The sequence below is a fragment of the Thermoanaerobaculia bacterium genome (assembly GCA_035593605.1).
In the GTDB taxonomy this organism is placed as follows: Bacteria; Acidobacteriota; Thermoanaerobaculia; order UBA2201; family DAOSWS01; genus DAOSWS01.
In genome coordinates this window covers 1-16,509 of record DAOSWS010000024.1, presented here as the reverse complement: position 1 = coordinate 16,509, position 16,509 = coordinate 1, and the positions used below count along the sequence as shown (strand labels likewise).

General features: G+C 50.0%; 19 protein-coding genes and 1 tRNA gene. 14 read left to right on the top strand and 6 right to left on the bottom strand.

The genetic code is table 11. The annotated features are described in order from the left end of the window. Positions 1–6 precede the first annotated feature (6 nt). From PLD04_11810 to PLD04_11750, 13 genes are all read left to right on the top strand, one after another. Positions 7–384 (top strand): response regulator, encoded by a 378-nt coding sequence (locus PLD04_11810; GenBank protein HXK69020.1) that lies wholly within the window; start codon positions 7–9, stop codon positions 382–384. After that, the gene (gene leuS / locus PLD04_11805) at positions 381–2,810 is read left to right on the top strand and encodes a leucine--tRNA ligase (GenBank protein ID HXK69019.1); all 2,430 of its coding nucleotides are present in this window, start codon (positions 381–383) and stop codon (positions 2,808–2,810) included. The genes PLD04_11810 and leuS overlap by 4 nt, the downstream gene beginning before the upstream one ends. Further along, positions 2,810–3,319 (top strand): LptE family protein, encoded by a 510-nt coding sequence (locus PLD04_11800; protein HXK69018.1) that lies wholly within the window; start codon positions 2,810–2,812, stop codon positions 3,317–3,319. Before leuS ends, PLD04_11800 begins: the two co-directional genes overlap by 1 nt. 36 nt (positions 3,320–3,355) lie before the next feature. After that, positions 3,356–5,095 carry a hypothetical protein gene (locus PLD04_11795; protein HXK69017.1) on the top strand — a complete coding sequence of 580 codons (1,740 nt, stop codon included), beginning with the start codon at positions 3,356–3,358 and terminating at the stop codon, positions 5,093–5,095. 143 nt (positions 5,096–5,238) lie between these two features. Beyond that, the gene (locus PLD04_11790) at positions 5,239–5,859 is read left to right on the top strand and encodes a heme-binding protein (protein ID HXK69016.1); all 621 of its coding nucleotides are present in this window, start codon (positions 5,239–5,241) and stop codon (positions 5,857–5,859) included. Between the two features lie 31 nt (positions 5,860–5,890). After that, the gene (locus PLD04_11785; protein HXK69015.1) at positions 5,891–6,202 is read left to right on the top strand and encodes a hypothetical protein; all 312 of its coding nucleotides are present in this window, start codon (positions 5,891–5,893) and stop codon (positions 6,200–6,202) included. Further along, positions 6,115–7,131 (top strand): tRNA (adenosine(37)-N6)-dimethylallyltransferase MiaA, encoded by a 1,017-nt coding sequence (gene miaA / locus PLD04_11780; protein HXK69014.1) that lies wholly within the window; start codon positions 6,115–6,117, stop codon positions 7,129–7,131. The genes PLD04_11785 and miaA overlap by 88 nt, the downstream gene beginning before the upstream one ends. A 30-nt stretch (positions 7,132–7,161) precedes the next feature. After that, complete coding sequence (hfq, locus tag PLD04_11775; GenBank protein ID HXK69013.1) at positions 7,162–7,413, top strand: RNA chaperone Hfq; 252 nt, start codon at positions 7,162–7,164, stop codon at positions 7,411–7,413. Then, positions 7,382–8,647, top strand: coding sequence for a hypothetical protein (locus PLD04_11770; protein ID HXK69012.1), 1,266 nt, complete (start codon positions 7,382–7,384; stop codon positions 8,645–8,647). Before hfq ends, PLD04_11770 begins: the two co-directional genes overlap by 32 nt. After that, on the top strand, positions 8,634–9,305 hold the full coding sequence (locus PLD04_11765; protein ID HXK69011.1) for a Crp/Fnr family transcriptional regulator: 672 nt from the start codon (positions 8,634–8,636) through the stop codon (positions 9,303–9,305). The genes PLD04_11770 and PLD04_11765 overlap by 14 nt, the downstream gene beginning before the upstream one ends. Continuing rightward, positions 9,298–9,879 (top strand): CDP-alcohol phosphatidyltransferase family protein, encoded by a 582-nt coding sequence (locus tag PLD04_11760; GenBank protein HXK69010.1) that lies wholly within the window; start codon positions 9,298–9,300, stop codon positions 9,877–9,879. The genes PLD04_11765 and PLD04_11760 overlap by 8 nt, the downstream gene beginning before the upstream one ends. After that, positions 9,876–10,715, top strand: coding sequence for a patatin-like phospholipase family protein (locus tag PLD04_11755; GenBank protein ID HXK69009.1), 840 nt, complete (start codon positions 9,876–9,878; stop codon positions 10,713–10,715). The genes PLD04_11760 and PLD04_11755 overlap by 4 nt, the downstream gene beginning before the upstream one ends. Further along, the gene (locus tag PLD04_11750) at positions 10,702–11,802 is read left to right on the top strand and encodes an AI-2E family transporter (protein HXK69008.1); all 1,101 of its coding nucleotides are present in this window, start codon (positions 10,702–10,704) and stop codon (positions 11,800–11,802) included. Before PLD04_11755 ends, PLD04_11750 begins: the two co-directional genes overlap by 14 nt. A gap of 11 nt (positions 11,803–11,813) precedes the next feature. Here PLD04_11750 and PLD04_11745 read toward each other — a convergent pair whose 3' ends face one another. Next, positions 11,814–12,509: a PrsW family glutamic-type intramembrane protease gene (locus PLD04_11745; protein ID HXK69007.1), complete on the bottom strand. Its 696-nt coding sequence runs from the start codon at positions 12,507–12,509 to the stop codon at positions 11,814–11,816. Positions 12,510–12,613: 104 nt separating this feature from the next. Here PLD04_11745 and PLD04_11740 point away from each other — a divergent pair. Next, positions 12,614–12,687 (top strand) — tRNA-Ile (locus tag PLD04_11740). Positions 12,688–12,728: 41 nt separating this feature from the next. On the opposite strand, the gene PLD04_11735 is transcribed toward PLD04_11740, so the two are convergent. From PLD04_11735 to PLD04_11715, 5 genes are all read right to left on the bottom strand, one after another. Then, positions 12,729–13,787, bottom strand: coding sequence for a site-specific integrase (locus tag PLD04_11735; protein HXK69006.1), 1,059 nt, complete (start codon positions 13,785–13,787; stop codon positions 12,729–12,731). Further along, the gene (locus PLD04_11730; protein ID HXK69005.1) at positions 13,780–13,983 is read right to left on the bottom strand and encodes a helix-turn-helix transcriptional regulator; all 204 of its coding nucleotides are present in this window, start codon (positions 13,981–13,983) and stop codon (positions 13,780–13,782) included. Before PLD04_11730 ends, PLD04_11735 begins: the two co-directional genes overlap by 8 nt. A 149-nt stretch (positions 13,984–14,132) precedes the next feature. Beyond that, complete coding sequence (locus PLD04_11725; protein HXK69004.1) at positions 14,133–14,405, bottom strand: helix-turn-helix domain-containing protein; 273 nt, start codon at positions 14,403–14,405, stop codon at positions 14,133–14,135. A gap of 131 nt (positions 14,406–14,536) precedes the next feature. After that, the gene (locus PLD04_11720) at positions 14,537–15,277 is read right to left on the bottom strand and encodes a hypothetical protein (protein ID HXK69003.1); all 741 of its coding nucleotides are present in this window, start codon (positions 15,275–15,277) and stop codon (positions 14,537–14,539) included. Positions 15,278–15,429: 152 nt separating this feature from the next. Continuing rightward, complete coding sequence (locus PLD04_11715) at positions 15,430–16,206, bottom strand: hypothetical protein (GenBank protein ID HXK69002.1); 777 nt, start codon at positions 16,204–16,206, stop codon at positions 15,430–15,432. Positions 16,207–16,509 lie beyond the last annotated feature (303 nt).

Sequence of the window (16,509 nt, the reverse complement as noted above, 5' to 3'; positions counted from 1 at the left end):
GACGCCATGGATGGCATAACGTTTCTCGTCGTAGAAGACTCGCCCACCATGCGTCAGTTGATCTCCTTCTCCCTGAAGCGGTTTAAAAACTGCCGCATCGTGGAGGCTGTGGATGGAGTGGATGCTTTGAAAAAGCTTTCGGTCGATAAAGTCGACATGATATTGACAGACATCAACATGCCCGTCATGGATGGTCTCAAGCTCGTTTCCCTGGTCCGTCAAAATCCGGATCTCAAAACGATTCCGATTATCATCATCACGACCGAAGGTGCCGAGGAAGACAAACAGAGGGGCCTGGCCCTGGGTGCCAACGCTTATATCGCAAAGCCGATCCAGTCGTCCCATCTGATCAAGACTATTACGGAGCTGCTTCCCATTCAATGACCGACCGACAATACGATTTTCAAACGATCGAACAGCGCTGGCAACAGTTCTGGCATGGCAGAAACGTGGCCTATGTGGATACTTCCAAGGTCACGGACAAATTCTACATGCTCATGATGTTCCCCTATCCATCCGGAAACCTTCACGTCGGCCACGGGAGGAACTACATCCTGGGTGATGCCGTATATCGGTACTTCCAGATGCGGGGCAGGAGAGCGCTGAATCCCATGGGATGGGATGCTTTCGGGCTTCCCGCGGAAAATGCTGCCATAAAGAATAAAACCCATCCCCGAACCTGGACCCTCGAAAACATCAAACGTATGAAGGATCAGTTCTACCGATGGGGTATTCTCTATGACTGGTCCAAGGAAGTCACGACCTGCCTCCCGGACTATTACCGCTGGAACCAGTGGCTCTTTCTGCAGATGGTCAAACGCGATCTGGCCTATCGTTCCTACGCCCCCGTTAACTGGTGCCCTTCCTGCACGACCGTTCTTGCCAACGAGCAGGTGGTTGCCGGCGGCTGTGAACGATGCGGCACCCTGGTGGAAGGAAAGATGCTTGAGCAGTGGTTCTTTCGGATTACCCGGTACGCGGACCGACTGCTCGAAGGCCTCGACACCCTCGTTCAATGGCCGGAACGGGTTCTCACCCTTCAGCGAAACTGGATCGGACGCAGTGCGGGATCGGATATCCAATTTGATATTCCGGAACTGAACACATCGGTAACTGTTTTCACCACCCGGCCGGACACTCTTTTTGGCGCCACCTTCCTGGCCATTGCACCGGAACATCCCCTTGCGGAGAAGATGGTGGCCCCGGAAGAGCAGGAAAAGTTGAAGCAACTTTGCACCCGTGACCCTGAAGACACGGCGAAAAAGGGTATCAAGGCACGCGTCCATGCCATTCATCCCCTGACGGGAAAGAAGATGCCGGTTTGGATCGCCAACTTTGTCCTTATGGAGTATGGAACGGGAGCTATCATGTCGGTTCCGGGCCATGACCAGAGAGATTTCGAGTTTGCCCGGGCCTACGATATCCCCATCGTTGAAGTTATCCATAAAGAGAATGGGTTTGACGGGAACTGCGCCTATGACGGTCCCGGCAAACTGATCAACAGCGGAGAGTTCGACGGCATGGATTCCGAAGATGCCAGGGAAGCCATCACCGCCCGGCTGGCCGAACAGGGCCGCGGAAACTCCATGGTTCGTTACAAGCTTCGTGACTGGCTTATCTCCCGCCAGCGTTACTGGGGAACTCCCATTCCCATGGTGTACTGCGATGCATGCGGCATTGTCCCGGAGAAGGAGGAAAACCTCCCCATTCTCCTTCCCGAGGTAGAACTGACGGGACGTTCCGGAAATCCGCTGGCTTCTTCAGAAGAGTTTTTAACGTGTTTCTGCCCTGCCTGCGGAAAACCCGCCCGCCGGGAAACGGATACCATGGACACCTTTGTCGATTCTTCCTGGTATTACGCGCGATATATCACCCCCAAGGAAGGGTCGGGAATGTTCAATCGATCCCTGGCTGACAAATGGCTCCCCATCGATCTTTACATCGGAGGAATCGAACACGCCATTCTCCATCTGCTCTATTCACGATTTATCTGCAGAGTCCTGCATGACATCGGAATGATCAGTATCGAAGAACCCTTCACCCGTCTCTTTACTCAGGGTATGATCTACAAGTTCTCCGAAACCACGCAGAAGCTGGAGAAGATGTCGAAATCCAAGGGAAATGTCGTTCCGCCCGACGAACTGATCCGGGAGTACGGGGCCGACACAGAGAGGCTGTACACGCTTTTCATCGGTCCACCCGAGAAGGATGCCGAATGGAATGACCGAGGTGTGATCGGTGCATACCGTTTCCTGAACCGTTTCTGGAACCTTGCGATGGACATTCGGGAAGGAACCGAAGAAGACTGTACTTTTGGAGAGGCGGAAAACCGACTTCTCCGAAAGTTCCACACGACCATTAAGAAAACAACCCGCGATTTTGAAAAGTTTCATTTCAATACCGCCGTATCCGCCATCATGGAATTGTTGAACGAACTTTCCGCCTACCACCAGGGAAAGGTCCGGGACAAGAAGCTGGAAATTGATACGGTCAAGGCAATGTGTAAACTCCTCCATCCGATTGCCCCTCACATCACCGAAGAAGTATTTCAGATCTATGGAGGCGAACACTCCCTGATGGAGACGCCTTGGCCGGCCTACAATCCCGATCTGGCCAAGGAGGAGCGTGTCACCATCGTCATCCAGGTGAATGGCAAGCTCCGTGATCAGTTCGAAGTCGATCGCGGCACGCCGGAGGAAGAGATCAAGACCATGGCCCGTGAATGCGAAAACATCGCGCGCCATATCGGAAACAGCCCGATTCGAAAAGTCATTTACGTGAAGGAAAAACTGGTAAATTTCGTCATCTGATGCGAACGATCAGCTTCTCCATCCTGACGCTTCTCCTGGCAGCCTGCGGCTATCACCTGGTGGGCCAATCCAGCACCCTTCCGAAGGAAATCCACTCGATCTATATTCCGACCTTTGAAAACAAGACGGGACAACCCGAGCTGGAACTTCGTCTGACGGCAGCCGTAGCGGACGAGTTTGTCGCCCGGGGCCGGTACCGGGTGGCAGCCGCACCTGAAGATGCCGACGCGATTCTTCAGGGTGTAATCACCTCCTTCGGCCTTTCCCCCATGGCGCTGGATCCTGACGGCCGTGCGACCGATTACCAGCTCACGATTCAGCTCAAGGTCAGCCTTCACCAGGTTGGGAAGGATGAACCGGTCTGGGAAAACCCTTCCTTTACCTTTCGGGAACAGTACAGCGTGGGCACCGTAGCCGAAGATTATTATGACCGCCTCTTTCAGGCCGTGGATGAATTATCGCAATCCTTCGCCCAATCTCTGATCACCAGTATGCTGGAAGGGTTCTGAACTTTCCGTTGATACGGAGCAAGGGATCCATTGGATATGCTTAATCTCCTGAAGCGTCCATTGGACCGACAAAATACGTCTCAATATATTCTGACCAGGGTCCTGATCCCTCTGGGAATTCTTTTTTTCTATCTGCTTTTATCCTCCGCCTTTCTTCCGGGTGGAATCAATCGAGTGTTTATTCGTAACCTTATTCCCATAGTGACTCTCGTGCTCGTTCTTCTTTCTGCCACATTTGTCACTCTTCTCATCATGCGGAAGATTCCATTCCGGATCAAAACTTCTGCGGACATCAGATTTTCCCCTCTCGACCTATCACTTCTGCTGTTCCCATTAACCCCCGTCGCACAATACATGATCCACAACGCAAATATCCTTTTCTGGTATGACTATTTTTATATTGCCGCCTTCTTTATCCTCTTCGTTTCTGTCCCTCTCTTATTTATCCCGTATCTTTTCCGTTTCTCCGGCTCAACCGGATCCTTAATAAGCCTCGGATTAGCCTACACGTACACAATCACCGATATGGCCTCACTGGCTGCCGAGCGGGCATGGCATTTTGCAGGATATTTCCCCGCTCAGCTGGCACTCTTTGCCGGCCTCTGGATATTCTTTTCAATCCTGTTTCATTTCAAGCTTCGGACCTTTCTCTACACCCTGATCACGATTTACTTTATCTCCAATGGAGCCTTTCAGTTCTACAGCCGGGATACGCTCACACCTTCGAACCGCTTGAACTCCACCAACAATGCTCTGGTTAAGCTGGTGAATAACAGAAAACCGGAAATGACTCCCAATATCTACCTCCTTATTTATGATGCGTACGTCGGATGCGAGACTCTGTCGGCTCATGGAATTGACAATCGAGATCAGGAGAAATATTTAGAAGATCATGGTTTTACGATCTATCCGCTGACCTATTCCGTCGCTGCATTTTCGGTTGGGACCATGAGCCGGGTGTTCAACGTGTCCTTTGACTATTACGGCAAACCCCGGAAAGGCATATCGGGTGATGGGGTTGTACAAAACCTATTAAAAAAGTTTGGCTATGAAACGTACGGCATATTTCCCTCATCCTATTTCTTTCAGGGAATCCATTCAAGTTATGATCATTCAGTCCCGGGCGACAGCTTTTCGACCCGGACACTCGTTCGCGCCATCTTTGTCGGAGAATTTCGATTCGATATCGATTTCGATTACGTTTCCCGGACCGGCTATGTCGAAAAGAAGAGAGAAATTTTCTCCTTTCATTCCACCATTCCCAGGCTTCTGTACACCCATTCAAACATTCCCAGCCATAGCCAGAATTCAGGAAAGTGCCAGCCGGACGAAGTCAAGCTATATGCGGAAAGGCTGAAAGGCGCAAATCGTGAAATGCGTGGGGATATTGACATATTAGTCAAACACGACCCCGAAGCCATCGTGATCATCGCCGGGGATCATGGCCCCTATTTAACAAAGAATTGTGAAAAAACCGGGAATCATTATGACATTTCGGAAATCAACCGCCTGGACATTCAGGATCGGTACGGCACCTTCCTTGCGATACGGTGGCCAGCCAGCGACTTTGATGACTATGACAACATCGTCGTACTGCAGGACCTTTTCCCTTCGATTTTTGCTTACATGTGGAAGGACCCGGGCCTGCTGGACTCAAGAATTGAGCCCATAACAACTTCAAACACCACCATCAGTGGAGCCTATGTCAGCCATGGCGTAATTTACGGCGGTATCAACGACGGTGAAGCTCTATTCGTTGATTCGGCTGACCCTTGAAATCCTTCCTCCATATCTCTGCATCTCGGCATCCATTTTCATGACGGAATTATATCTACTGGAATAGTCAGCAAAGCGATTCTGTTCGAAGCATGTGTATGAGAACATGGTCAGAATATTCGTTCATCTTTCACTTTACGCTGATGATTCTGTTCAGTCTGGTTCCCGGAGAGGAGAAATCTAGACTTATGGCTGCGGAAACGATTCCCTATACAATCGTTCAAAAAGACGGCCCGATCGAAATTCGCCAGTATGAACCCTATTCCGTGGCAGAAATGGAAATCACATCTCTCTTTGAGGAAGCCGGATCCATGGCCTTCCGTCCGCTCTTCCGTTATATCTCCGGAAAAAATTCATCACAACGCAAGATTGCAATGACTGCACCGGTTACACAGGAGGCGGCGGAAAAAGAGAACCGCACTCCTCTTACGGAGGCGGCTGTCTGGAAAATCGGCTTTGTCATGCCTTCCCATCTGAGCTTTGAAACCCTTCCTTCTCCCGATGATCCGGCCATAACCATTCGAAGAATTCCGGCCCGCAGGATTGCGGCCCTGCGATATTCTGGAACCTGGTCCCACGAGCGCTATTCGAGATTCCTCGAACAGCTGGAGATCTGGATCCGGAAAAATGGATACCGGATCCTCGATCAGCCGGTTTTCGCAAGATATGATCCTCCCTTCATGCCATTCTTTATGCGCCACAATGAAATCCTCATTCCGATCGAACGTGAGGCGACTGGCGAACCTGGAAGGCAGGAACATTGACAGTAGAGACAAAATCCTCCACAATAGAGCCATGACTGGGTTTTTGCGCAGTGCGGGTCTGGGCGTTCTCGGATTGGTCGTGGCGGCTCACCTCGGACGATTTTTCACGCCCGAGTTCCCCTTCTGGGATACGATCCTGACTCAGCAATACGTTCATCTTGCCCTGGCCGGAGCGGGGGTTCTCCTGATCTTATCCATTCTTACAAGCCTCTTGAAACCGGTACAGAAACTGACAAAGGTCAATCGTTGCGCTCGATGCGGCAAACGAATTCCCAAAGGGGACTTCTACTGTCCCGACCACCTGCGACAGGTGGTCCACGAATACCAAGACCACAACCGCTGATTATCTTACTCGGACCTACGGCCTCCGGAAAGAGTGACGTTGGTATCCACCTTGCCCGTCATGTGGGTGGGGAGATTATCAATGCCGATGCTTTCCAGGTTTACCAGGGCCTGGATATCGGCACGGGAAAGGTGACGGCAGCGCTGAGAAATGAAATCCCCCATCACCTTCTGGATATCGTGCCCCCTCACGCTCAGTTCACCGCCGGAGAATTCGGGAAGCGTGCCCGATCCATCGCCGGGGAGATTAGCCGTCGCGGCCGAACCCCCATTCTCGTCGGAGGAACCGGGTTTTATATCCGAAGCTTTCTAAAAGGCCTCGCGGACATTCCCCCTGTCCCCGCGCACCTTCGTGGTGCCATCACAGCTCTCGGGGAAAAAAATGGCTGGAATCGGCTCTATCGATGGCTTGAAGTCCTGGATTCGCCCTATGCCGCTTCCATTTCCCCTTCCGATCGCCAGCGCATCGAACGCGCGTTGGAAGTCACACTGCACACGGGACACCCGCTTTCCAGTTATTTCCGGGAAGAATCGACCTCAGCGGACCAGATTCCCTCCATCAAGATCGGCATCACCATGGAACGTTCCCTCCTGGCCGAGAGAATACGACAGAGAGTGCGCTCCATGGTGAGATCGGGATGGCTGGATGAAGTTCGCACACTCCTGATAAAGGGATGCACGGGAGAAGAACCCGCATTCAAGGCCATTGGATATCGGGAAATTTTTGAAGTTCTTCAGGGCAGGCAAGACCTGGAGGGAGCCATCGAAACGATCGCATCCATCACGATCAAATACGCCAAGCGTCAGATGACCTGGTTCCGGAAGGAGAGCCATGTAACCTGGTTTGACGGCAGAGATATCGAGGTTGCCAAAGTCCAAATTCTCGAGTATTATAAAGGCAGGACGAGGAGTACTCGGGCTTTGAAATGAAAGAAAAACAATGATATGAAGGAGTCTGCTATGTCCCAGGTCAAATCACCCATGAATGTGCAGGATGGGTTTTACAACCAGCTGCGCAAAGAGAACACCCTGATCCATATTTATCTCATTAATGGGAAACGACTTACCGGAAAGGTGCGACGCTTCGACCGGTATGCTGTTGTTCTGGGCGTGCGTCAGAAGGAAATTCTCATTTACAAGCATGCCATCGCATCCGTAACTCTCGGAGAACCTGACAGCGGTGAGCCGCAAAACTATTCATCGATGGATTGAGATCTTCCTCTGTAGCGCACTCCTGGTGATGCTGGGATGTGCGACCGGGGGACAATATAAATGTTCTCGAGAACTATCCGGCAGAACATTTTCATTCTCCTATCCGTTCGGAACACCTTCAGGCCGTCTGGCCACGGCATGGAAAGCGATCTGTGCAGGCCATTACGCCCGCGCCGACGCCGTCCTGCGGGACGTGGTCATCGATACACCCACGGAGGAAGTCTACATCCTCATCGATTTCAACAACATGTTGAAGGGAATTCCCGGAGCTTCCGAGTCACTCCTTGTGAAGCTTCTCGCGCATAAAGGAGATGAACCGGAATGGAAAGCCTTTTCCGCACGAATCCTTGCCGCAACCGGCCGCTATGAATCGGCCTGGGAATCCATACAGACCCTGCCGGAAAGCTGGCTGAGCCGTCAACGGATTACGGATCTGGCAGCCTGGTCAAGGGAGCGTGGTGAAGCATCGCTTCAGGACATCGGATGGGACGCTTTTATTCTCGAAGACCGGAATCGACTTTCATCAATCCTGGATCGTTTTCCCGAAGCCTGGAGGGATAGCGAAGCTTTCAAAACACTCTCCATGGCCCGGCTCGCCCTGGAGTCGCCCTCTGAGATTGATCCTGACACCCTGAAAGATTTAGACCCCGAAAAGGCGGAAGCCATTCGCTCATGGCTCGGAAACCGAAACCGATCGCTGGAAGATCGCCTTTCGGAAGTTCTCACGGAACTGGCAAAAGATCCGGACAACCCAAAGCTCAACCGCAGGCTATATCAGCTGAAAAAGCGTTGGGAGCTCTCCAATCTCTTGCCGATGTTTTCCGACGCCCTGCGCAGTGAAGCCCTCACCCGGGTCCAATTTGCCCTCCTGATCGCATGGCAGTTTCCCGATATCCGGCTCGATTCTCACTCGACCCCTCCCGTAATGGTGGACCTTCTGGACCGAAAGGAGAGTTCCTTTGTTCTTCCCTCTCTTGCCATCGGTCTTTTTCCTTTTATTGACATGGAGAATCATCGCTTTGAAGCCGACCGGGTCATGACGGCAGAGGAGATCATGACCTCAATCCTGGCTCTTGCGGCCCAGAGAGAAATTACTCCCTGCGGGGAAAGCTGGGAAACCATGAAGACCTGTGGTTTCATTCCCGGTTCGTGGGAACTCAGCAGCCCCGTTTCCGGAGAGGAAGCGGCCGATCTATTAGAGAGCCTTGCATGGAGCAGCCATGGAACATCGTGAACTCTTTAAAAACGTAACCCTCTTCTCAAACCTGAGCGATGAGGCAACACAGAGGATCGCCCGGACGGCCGTAAAGTCGTCCTACAACACAGGAGAGGTCGTCGTCTGGGAGAAAGACTCTGCCGACGTCTTCTTTGTGATCGTTCAAGGACGAGTCTCTGTGAGTAAAATGACTGCGGATGGCCGCGAGATCATGCTGTCGCAATTAAAGAAGGGCGATTTCTTTGGAGAAATGGCTCTCTTAATCGATGAGCCCAGAACGGCAACCGTGACAACCCTGAGCCCCACGACAGTCCTGAAGGTCTATCGAAGAGATTTTATTTCCATTGTCAGAAATGATGCCGAAGTGGCTTCCAGCATTCTGAAAGAAGTCTGCTCCCGCCTCGCCAATGCTAACGCTCTAATTGAAAGCCTGGTTTATATCGATGTCTGCGGAAGGCTTGCGGGTTATTTAAGAAAGCTTGCCCGGGCGGGAGGAACAGCGACCCCGGAAGGGATGATTCAGGTTACCCGCCCCACCCAGTTGGAAATCGCCCATGCAATTGGAACGACCCGGGAAACCGTGAACCGGATGCTGAAGGAACTCCAAAGGCAGGGATTGATTCGGGCGGAAGGAAAAAAGATCCTCCTCCGTAATGAGGATGTGGAGCGTGACTAAATACAAACTGCGCCTCAGCTTCAATGTTCCCAATATTTTGAGCTTTTTCCGTCTCTCTCTGACTCCATTCTTCGTGGTGGCTCTGACCGAAGGAAACTATCTTGTCGGCCTGATCGTCTTTGCGATCGCCGGGCTCACGGACACGCTGGACGGTATGGCCGCCAGGATCTGGGGGATGAAGACCCGGCTGGGGAAATTCCTGGACCCCATGGCTGACAAAATCCTTCTCACAGCATCCTTCCTGACGCTCACGATCCACCTTCCCAACGCGGAATACACGATTCCTATCTGGTTGACGATCCTGGTCATATCGAGGGATGTCTCCATCGTCATGGTTGCACTGATTATTCACGTCGTGACCGGGAGGAAAAACTTCGACCCGACAATCTGGGGTAAAATCTCCACAACCCTTCAGGCTATTACCGTTTTCACCGTTCTGCTTGCCCATGTGGTGAAACAGGCTGCAATTCTACTGGACCCCCTCTTCGGTCTTACTCTCGCGATCACACTGATTTCCGGGTTTCATTATCTCTTTTCAACAGTCCATGCCCTGAACCAAGAGGAAACGGAGTGAAGCGGGCCCTCGTCCTCTCAGGAGGCGGGGCAAAAGGGGCGTTTCAGGCCGGTGTCATTGAATCCCTCCAAATAAAAAATATTGCCTTCGGTTTTGTTTCCGGTGTATCCGTAGGGGCGTTAAACGCGGTCATGGTGGCCCAGAATCAGATTCCGGAGATGGTAAAGATGTGGCAGCAGATCAAATCGTCGAAGGATGTCTATACGAAACGCCTGTTGGGTTTCCTCTCTCCCCTTTTTGGAGCCTCCTCTCTCTATGATCCAGGCCCCCTTTCTCACATAATCCGGGAGAATGTGGACTCCGATCGTCTCAAACACTCAGGTATCCAGCTCCGGATCGGCATGGTCAACCTGGTCAGCGGGACATATTCCGTCGCCGACCAGGACCATCCAAAGCTTCCCGACTGCATCCTTGCGTCGACGGCCATCCCCCTCGCCTTCCCGCCCGTTTCTCTTGCAGATGGCGGTGATCCCATGGTGGACGGGGGCATTCGCAATATCGCCCCCCTGGCGGAGGCCATCGAATGGGGAGCCGAAGAAATCCACGTCATCCTTTGTCAGGATCGAAACTTCGTTCCCGAAAAGAAAAATTACAGGCACCCCATGAACATCGTTTTACGGAGCCTCGACATCCTGATGGATGAAATGGTCCGTTCCGACATCGAAATCTGTCGGCGAAAGAACCAGCAGGCCGAGCGGTACCGCAACGTGACCCTCTATGTCTATTCTCCCGGGATCCCCCTGTGCGGTACACTGGAGTTCAGCAAGACCAGAATCAACCAGGCCATAGACCATGGCCGACAGGTTGCGGAGGAGGTTTTTCATGAAATCGCGTAAGATTGTCGTTACCAGCCTGACGGCATCGCTCCTTGTGCTTCTTTTCTATCTGCTGGCAAAGATCCTTATACCTTTCATCCAGTCCTTCCTGTGGGCTTCGATCATTGTCATCCTATCCTGGCCCCTCTACGAGAAGGTGTGCTGCAAGGTCAAATCCCGCAGCTTCACCGCGCTCCTCTTCACAGCTCTCATGCTGATCTTCATCCTCCTCCCCTTTGCCTATTTCGTCACCCACCTGGTGAACGAAGCGACGGATCTCTATCCCGTCGTGGAGAAAACACTGAAAGACCCCAACTGGCAGGAGAATTTCAAGCGTCACAAAACCCTGGCCTTTGTGATCGACCAAGGGAAACCGATTTTGGAAAAGCTCAACATTGAAATCAGCCAGATCGTATCGACCGTGTCCCGGAAAACGGCGGCTATTGCCGGTGCCATATTTAAAAACTCCTTTATCGTTCTCTTCCGAATCTTCATGACCGCCATCTTCATCTTTATGCTCTACCGGGATGGTCCCAAGATTCTGGATGGCCTGCGCACCTTCATCCCTCTGCCGAACTGGAGATGCCGCCAGATGGAACAGGACATTTACCGAATGCTTCAGGCGATCTTTTTCGGTGTTTTCTTCACCGCAATCGTCCAGGGGATTATGGGGGGAATCGGGTTTGCAATCCTGGGCCTTCCCTCACCTCTCTTTTTCGGAACCCTGATGGCCTTTTTCGCCCTCTTTCCCGTAGGAGGAGCCGCCCTGGTCTGGCTCCCGGGTGCCGTCATCCTCCTGGCAACAGGGTCTGTCACCAAAGGAGTGATTCTGGCAATCTGGGGAGGGATTCTCGTCTCCAGCCTGGATAACTTTCTCCGCCCCATCCTGATCTCCGGTCGAAGCAAATTCCCCCTGATCCTCGTTTTCATCGGGGCTCTCGGAGGCATCATGGCCTTTGGCTTTATGGGGATCTTCGTCGGCCCGATCGTTCTGGCGATTACGGGAAGGATCCTCCTCGTCTTTGAAGAAATCCTCCACCCCCAGCATCCGGATGACGAGCCGGAGGAAGAGACGACGGAACCTGTTGTTTCGAAAGAGACGACCTGAAGCAGGAAAAATCAATCCGCCTTTTTCGGCTCCCATACACGCTGGTAAGGTGGTGGCACCACGAACGCCTGAGCCTTCCGGATGAATCGATGGGCGATGAGCCAGGAAATCCCGATCACCAGAAAGGGACCCAGCCCCATGAAAGGGGTGAAAACGGCAAAAAGATTGAAGGCTCCATGGCAGAGAATGGCAAGAATAAGCCCGACAATCGTGGCATTCACGGCCTCAGATCGAGGTAAAAACGCAGCCATCCCCAGGGGGTAGCCCCACATCACAGCCCATAGCGCGTGGCCGGGGACGGAAAGAACGGTACGGAGGACTGCAGTCGCCACAAGGGTATCCAGAAGGTAGGCCTGGATAATGTAAAAGATATTTTCGACAGTAGCAAATCCAAGCGCGGCGGCCGTGCCGTAAATGATTCCGTCCATGGGTTCCCGGAATTCTTTTCTGTACGCAACCCCCTGGTGGACGACATAAAATTTGACCAGTTCCTCAATGAGCGGTGCGGCATAGATGGCTAGGATGACCCCGCAGCATAAAAAAGGCGATTCCAGGATAATAACCGGAAGGGAAAAGATCATACCCAGGACAAACACGCGGCCAACCAGACGGGGTGGACGACGCCTTCTCCGACTGCGCGCGTAAAAGAACCATAGCCAGAAGAGACCCGGTGCGACGGCTAACGACAGGATTCCAAGGATGACCATACCTGACCTGGATTATACGTGATTGAAGGTCAATCCGACACACCTCCCGGGAAAAATAAGGAGCAGGACGAAGACAGGAAAGACGTGGTACACTATGGCTCCACGCCCCTGTAGCTCAGTCGGTCAGAGCAGCTGACTCATAATCAGTTGGTCGCAGGTTCAAGTCCTGCCGGGGGCACTAATAATATCAGGCACTTTTCCCATTTCGACCATAACCAATTAACTCCCGACTGTATAGTTTTTGTATAGTTGGGATTCATTCAAGCGATTATCCAGAATTGTTACGGCATTTATCTTGTGACTGGGAGCAAGATGGGCGTACCTCAATGTCATTTCCAGAGTCTTATGTCCAAGCAGATCCTTGACGGTCGCAATATCCACACCTGACATGACGAGATGAGAGGCAAACGTATGCCGGAGATCGTGGAACCTGAAGTCCTGGATCTTTGCTCTTCGCAATGCAGACCAAAAACCGTTCTTAATCTCCCTGAATGGCTTTCCCGTCCCTGGATTAATAAAAATATAAGGTACGTCCAATCTTCTTGTGATAGATTGCAGAGTCTGCCTTACCGTGTCGTTGATCGGGATTTCCCGTCGTTGCTTGTTCTTGGTCTGGGATTGATCTAGAAGAATAAAACCATTCTTCATGTCGATGTTATCCCATCGCAGGTTGAGGATTTCACCTCGTCTCATCCCGGTATTCAAGGCCATGATAACGATGGGCTTAAGGTGATCATCGCAAACACGGAGTAACTCATGGCACTCCTCCAGGGTGAGATAACGCAATCTCTTGTTGTCCTCCGGCAACATCTTTACTCTTCGGATCCGATCATGTACCGTCTTGTCTACCATTTCCCAGTCTACTGCCTTGGTAAACATGTGGCTCAAGGTCCGCAGGATACGATTGACACTTGCAGGTTTTTTCCCATCATTCAATAATTCCGTCTGTAGGTGTTCAACCTGCCTTGTTCCGAATTTTTGTAGGGGTAAGCCCCCATATTTTTTGACGAGAAAGCCCACCATCCACTGCTTGTCTCTGTAACTTCTCTGTGGAGTACACCAGGAGAGGTAGGACTCTGCCAATTCGGAAAACTTATGTCTCTTTATCCTCACAATATCGTGCAAATCCCCTGATCTGACGTCAAGCTTTCGACGGTACAGCAACTCCTCTGCATCCTTCCGATTCCTGCTTCTGGACGATTCATAAATCATGCGACCATCCGGGCCAGCGTATCTAATCCACCAGATATTTCCACGCTGGTATAGTCCTTTAGTCACGGGTAGGGACCTCCTTTTCCTTGGATTTCTTCAGATGGTCGAGCAGGATGCGGAGAGTCTTACTTGGGATTCTCAACCCCTTTTCCAGCATGTAGACATAATTGGTTGAGACTCCGATCATTTCCCCGAATCTTGCACGGGTCATCTGGAGATGGTTGCGAAACTCCCGTATTTCCCCGGATGTCCACTCTTGCATAAACCAAGTATATCTAACTCTGTTAGGTACGTCAAGTCCGAAAATACAATACAATTCACTATACAGTGCCATAGTTCACTCTCATAAATAAGGACTTACAATTCCCGCATCTGACTTGGAATCAGACGGTCGAGATAAGTAATGATCTATCAATTCTTGTTCCGCTCTATCCATCGCTCAATGTCCGACCGTCGAAACCTGGTGTACTTTCCAACCTTGAAGAATGGGATACCAGACTGCCTTACTTGCTTATACACCCAGGACGGCTCCACACCCAGGAAGGAAGCCAGAGACCGGACATCCATCAACTCTGATGGTTGATTCCACTGAATCTCTTTTTTTATAAGATCTTCAAATATACTCACAAGCTTTATTGCAATCGCCTCGATATCTTCCGGTTCAAGGTTAATTTTGCTGATCATTTTCCTGGCTCCCGATCCTCTTTGGCCGTTTCCCCATCCGGTATGGATGCAAGTCACAATCTGTGCAATCGCATAGCCGGACCTCTTTGTGCTGTCCACAACAGCAATCGAGGCACTTTGCACGGATGGCTTTAATTGGCGTTAGATGTTCGCGCATAATCTCTCCTTTCCATCAATTCTTCGTCGGGATGGCTATCATTTTTTTCTTTCTTACTCTTTGTGACTTCAGAGGTATTTTTTAAATGCTCCTCTTCAAGGTCTGTCGTCAACTGAATCATACGGAAGATTTCACCCAACGATTGGAACCCACTACCATTTCCAAGTGTTGAGTCCACCTCCTTTCGAACACCCCCAACGCATCTCTCAAAGGATGCGTGGGGGGTGTTCTGTTCAGTGTCCTGATTCAATTTATGAGTAGTCTCTGTCTGTAATGTATGGGTAATCTTTGTTAATGAATCTTGATTTTTTGAATCCTGATTCTCAAGATTTTCATTTTCGGATTCCAAATAGTTTCGAAACTGTGTAGTGAAATTTTCATAGTGGAACCTGTAATGCTTCGTGGGTACTCCGTTGGCTTTCTTGAGTTTAATCTCAAGAAATCCTCTTTCCTGGCACCATCTCGCTGATTTCTTTATCTGGTGAACACTAAGGCCGATTTCCTCTTCCCATTCTTTGTATCTTTTGAAGATATACCCATCCCTCGAACCTCCTCTGTCTGACCAATAAATCATTTGTGATAGAAAGGTTGCAGTAATCAGGTTTCCTTCACAGAACTTCAGGATGGGTTGAGGAATTGTAATCTTAATGCACTTACCAACAAGACGGCTAATATCGTCAAATACTTGGTCCTGGAACCAGACTTTCCGTCGCATCAGCAATCTACCTTCATTGACGCGATCTGGTGATTGTGGGGATGGCATTGCGATTTCATACCATTAGTATGGTGATTAGTGGCATGATTGCGGGAACCGTATCTAAGAATATTTCTTAATACGGTTCAAGTTGTTTATTTTCTGTTGTTTATTTAGTCTTTGAATAGATCTGGATAAATACGCTTGAAAACATGAACGATTATTTCAATTTCCGTCCTCTCGTTTCCCCATTTTGATTCATCTTTGCACATTTGATATGAGTGCAAAATCAACTCAATGATTGATTTTACGCAAGATCCATATTGATCCTGCTTTGTGACTTCTTCGTTCTTATTAAGCCGACTATAGTTTAGTATTTCACCAATATTTGCTATTTCTCCCTGACGGTGCATTTGTTTCAGGATCTTCTTTCCTTCATATATATAAGTCTTGAGAAGAGTTCCATACTCATAATCGGATACTTCACTTCTGAATCCCGATAATCCCCAGAATCTTACCCTCTCCCCATCAAGGGCATCCATAGATTTAGATACCCATACGTTAACATCGTAGTAACTAAGATAATCATCTCTTATAAGTATTTTCATGTGCTCTGGCCATTCTGATTTATCAATTATCTTGTAAGCAGAAAAATAATCACTTAATATTCCAGCTTTGATACGTACCTGATTCAATGACTCCCTTATACCCTTGTCATATAGTTGAGGCCATATGTAGTCCCCAAATACTCTTGCTATTGCAGGAAAAAATATGCTCTGATGAAGGTCACCGTGGGACAACGTCAACCACTCTTCAGGTCTTTGCACAATCATCCTTACCTTTACACCATTAACATATGCCGTAACAGATGTCATGGACTTATTTATTTCAATAAACTCATCCCTGGCTTTTTCGGGATACTTGATTGTCTTTCCTTTTCCTCGAGGCATCGATTCACTCTATTAATTTAATCTATCACCTAACAGAACCCTAAAACACAAAGCATAATGACTTAATAGCTACTCTACCATCTTATCAATAGCGGAAAAAATCATGTTTTCCAATTTCCCATTTGAGTAGCAAGTGACTTTCACACCCGCTACTGAAGCGTCTATTACTGTATTGACCTGGACATTTACCTTTCCATCTTCATAACTTAATGCCATGACATTAAATTTAACTGTCAAGTAATCCGGATAGAGGTACCCTCAAAAAGTGTGGAAAAAGAGAAAAGCGGCGTGTATCCTGAGGTT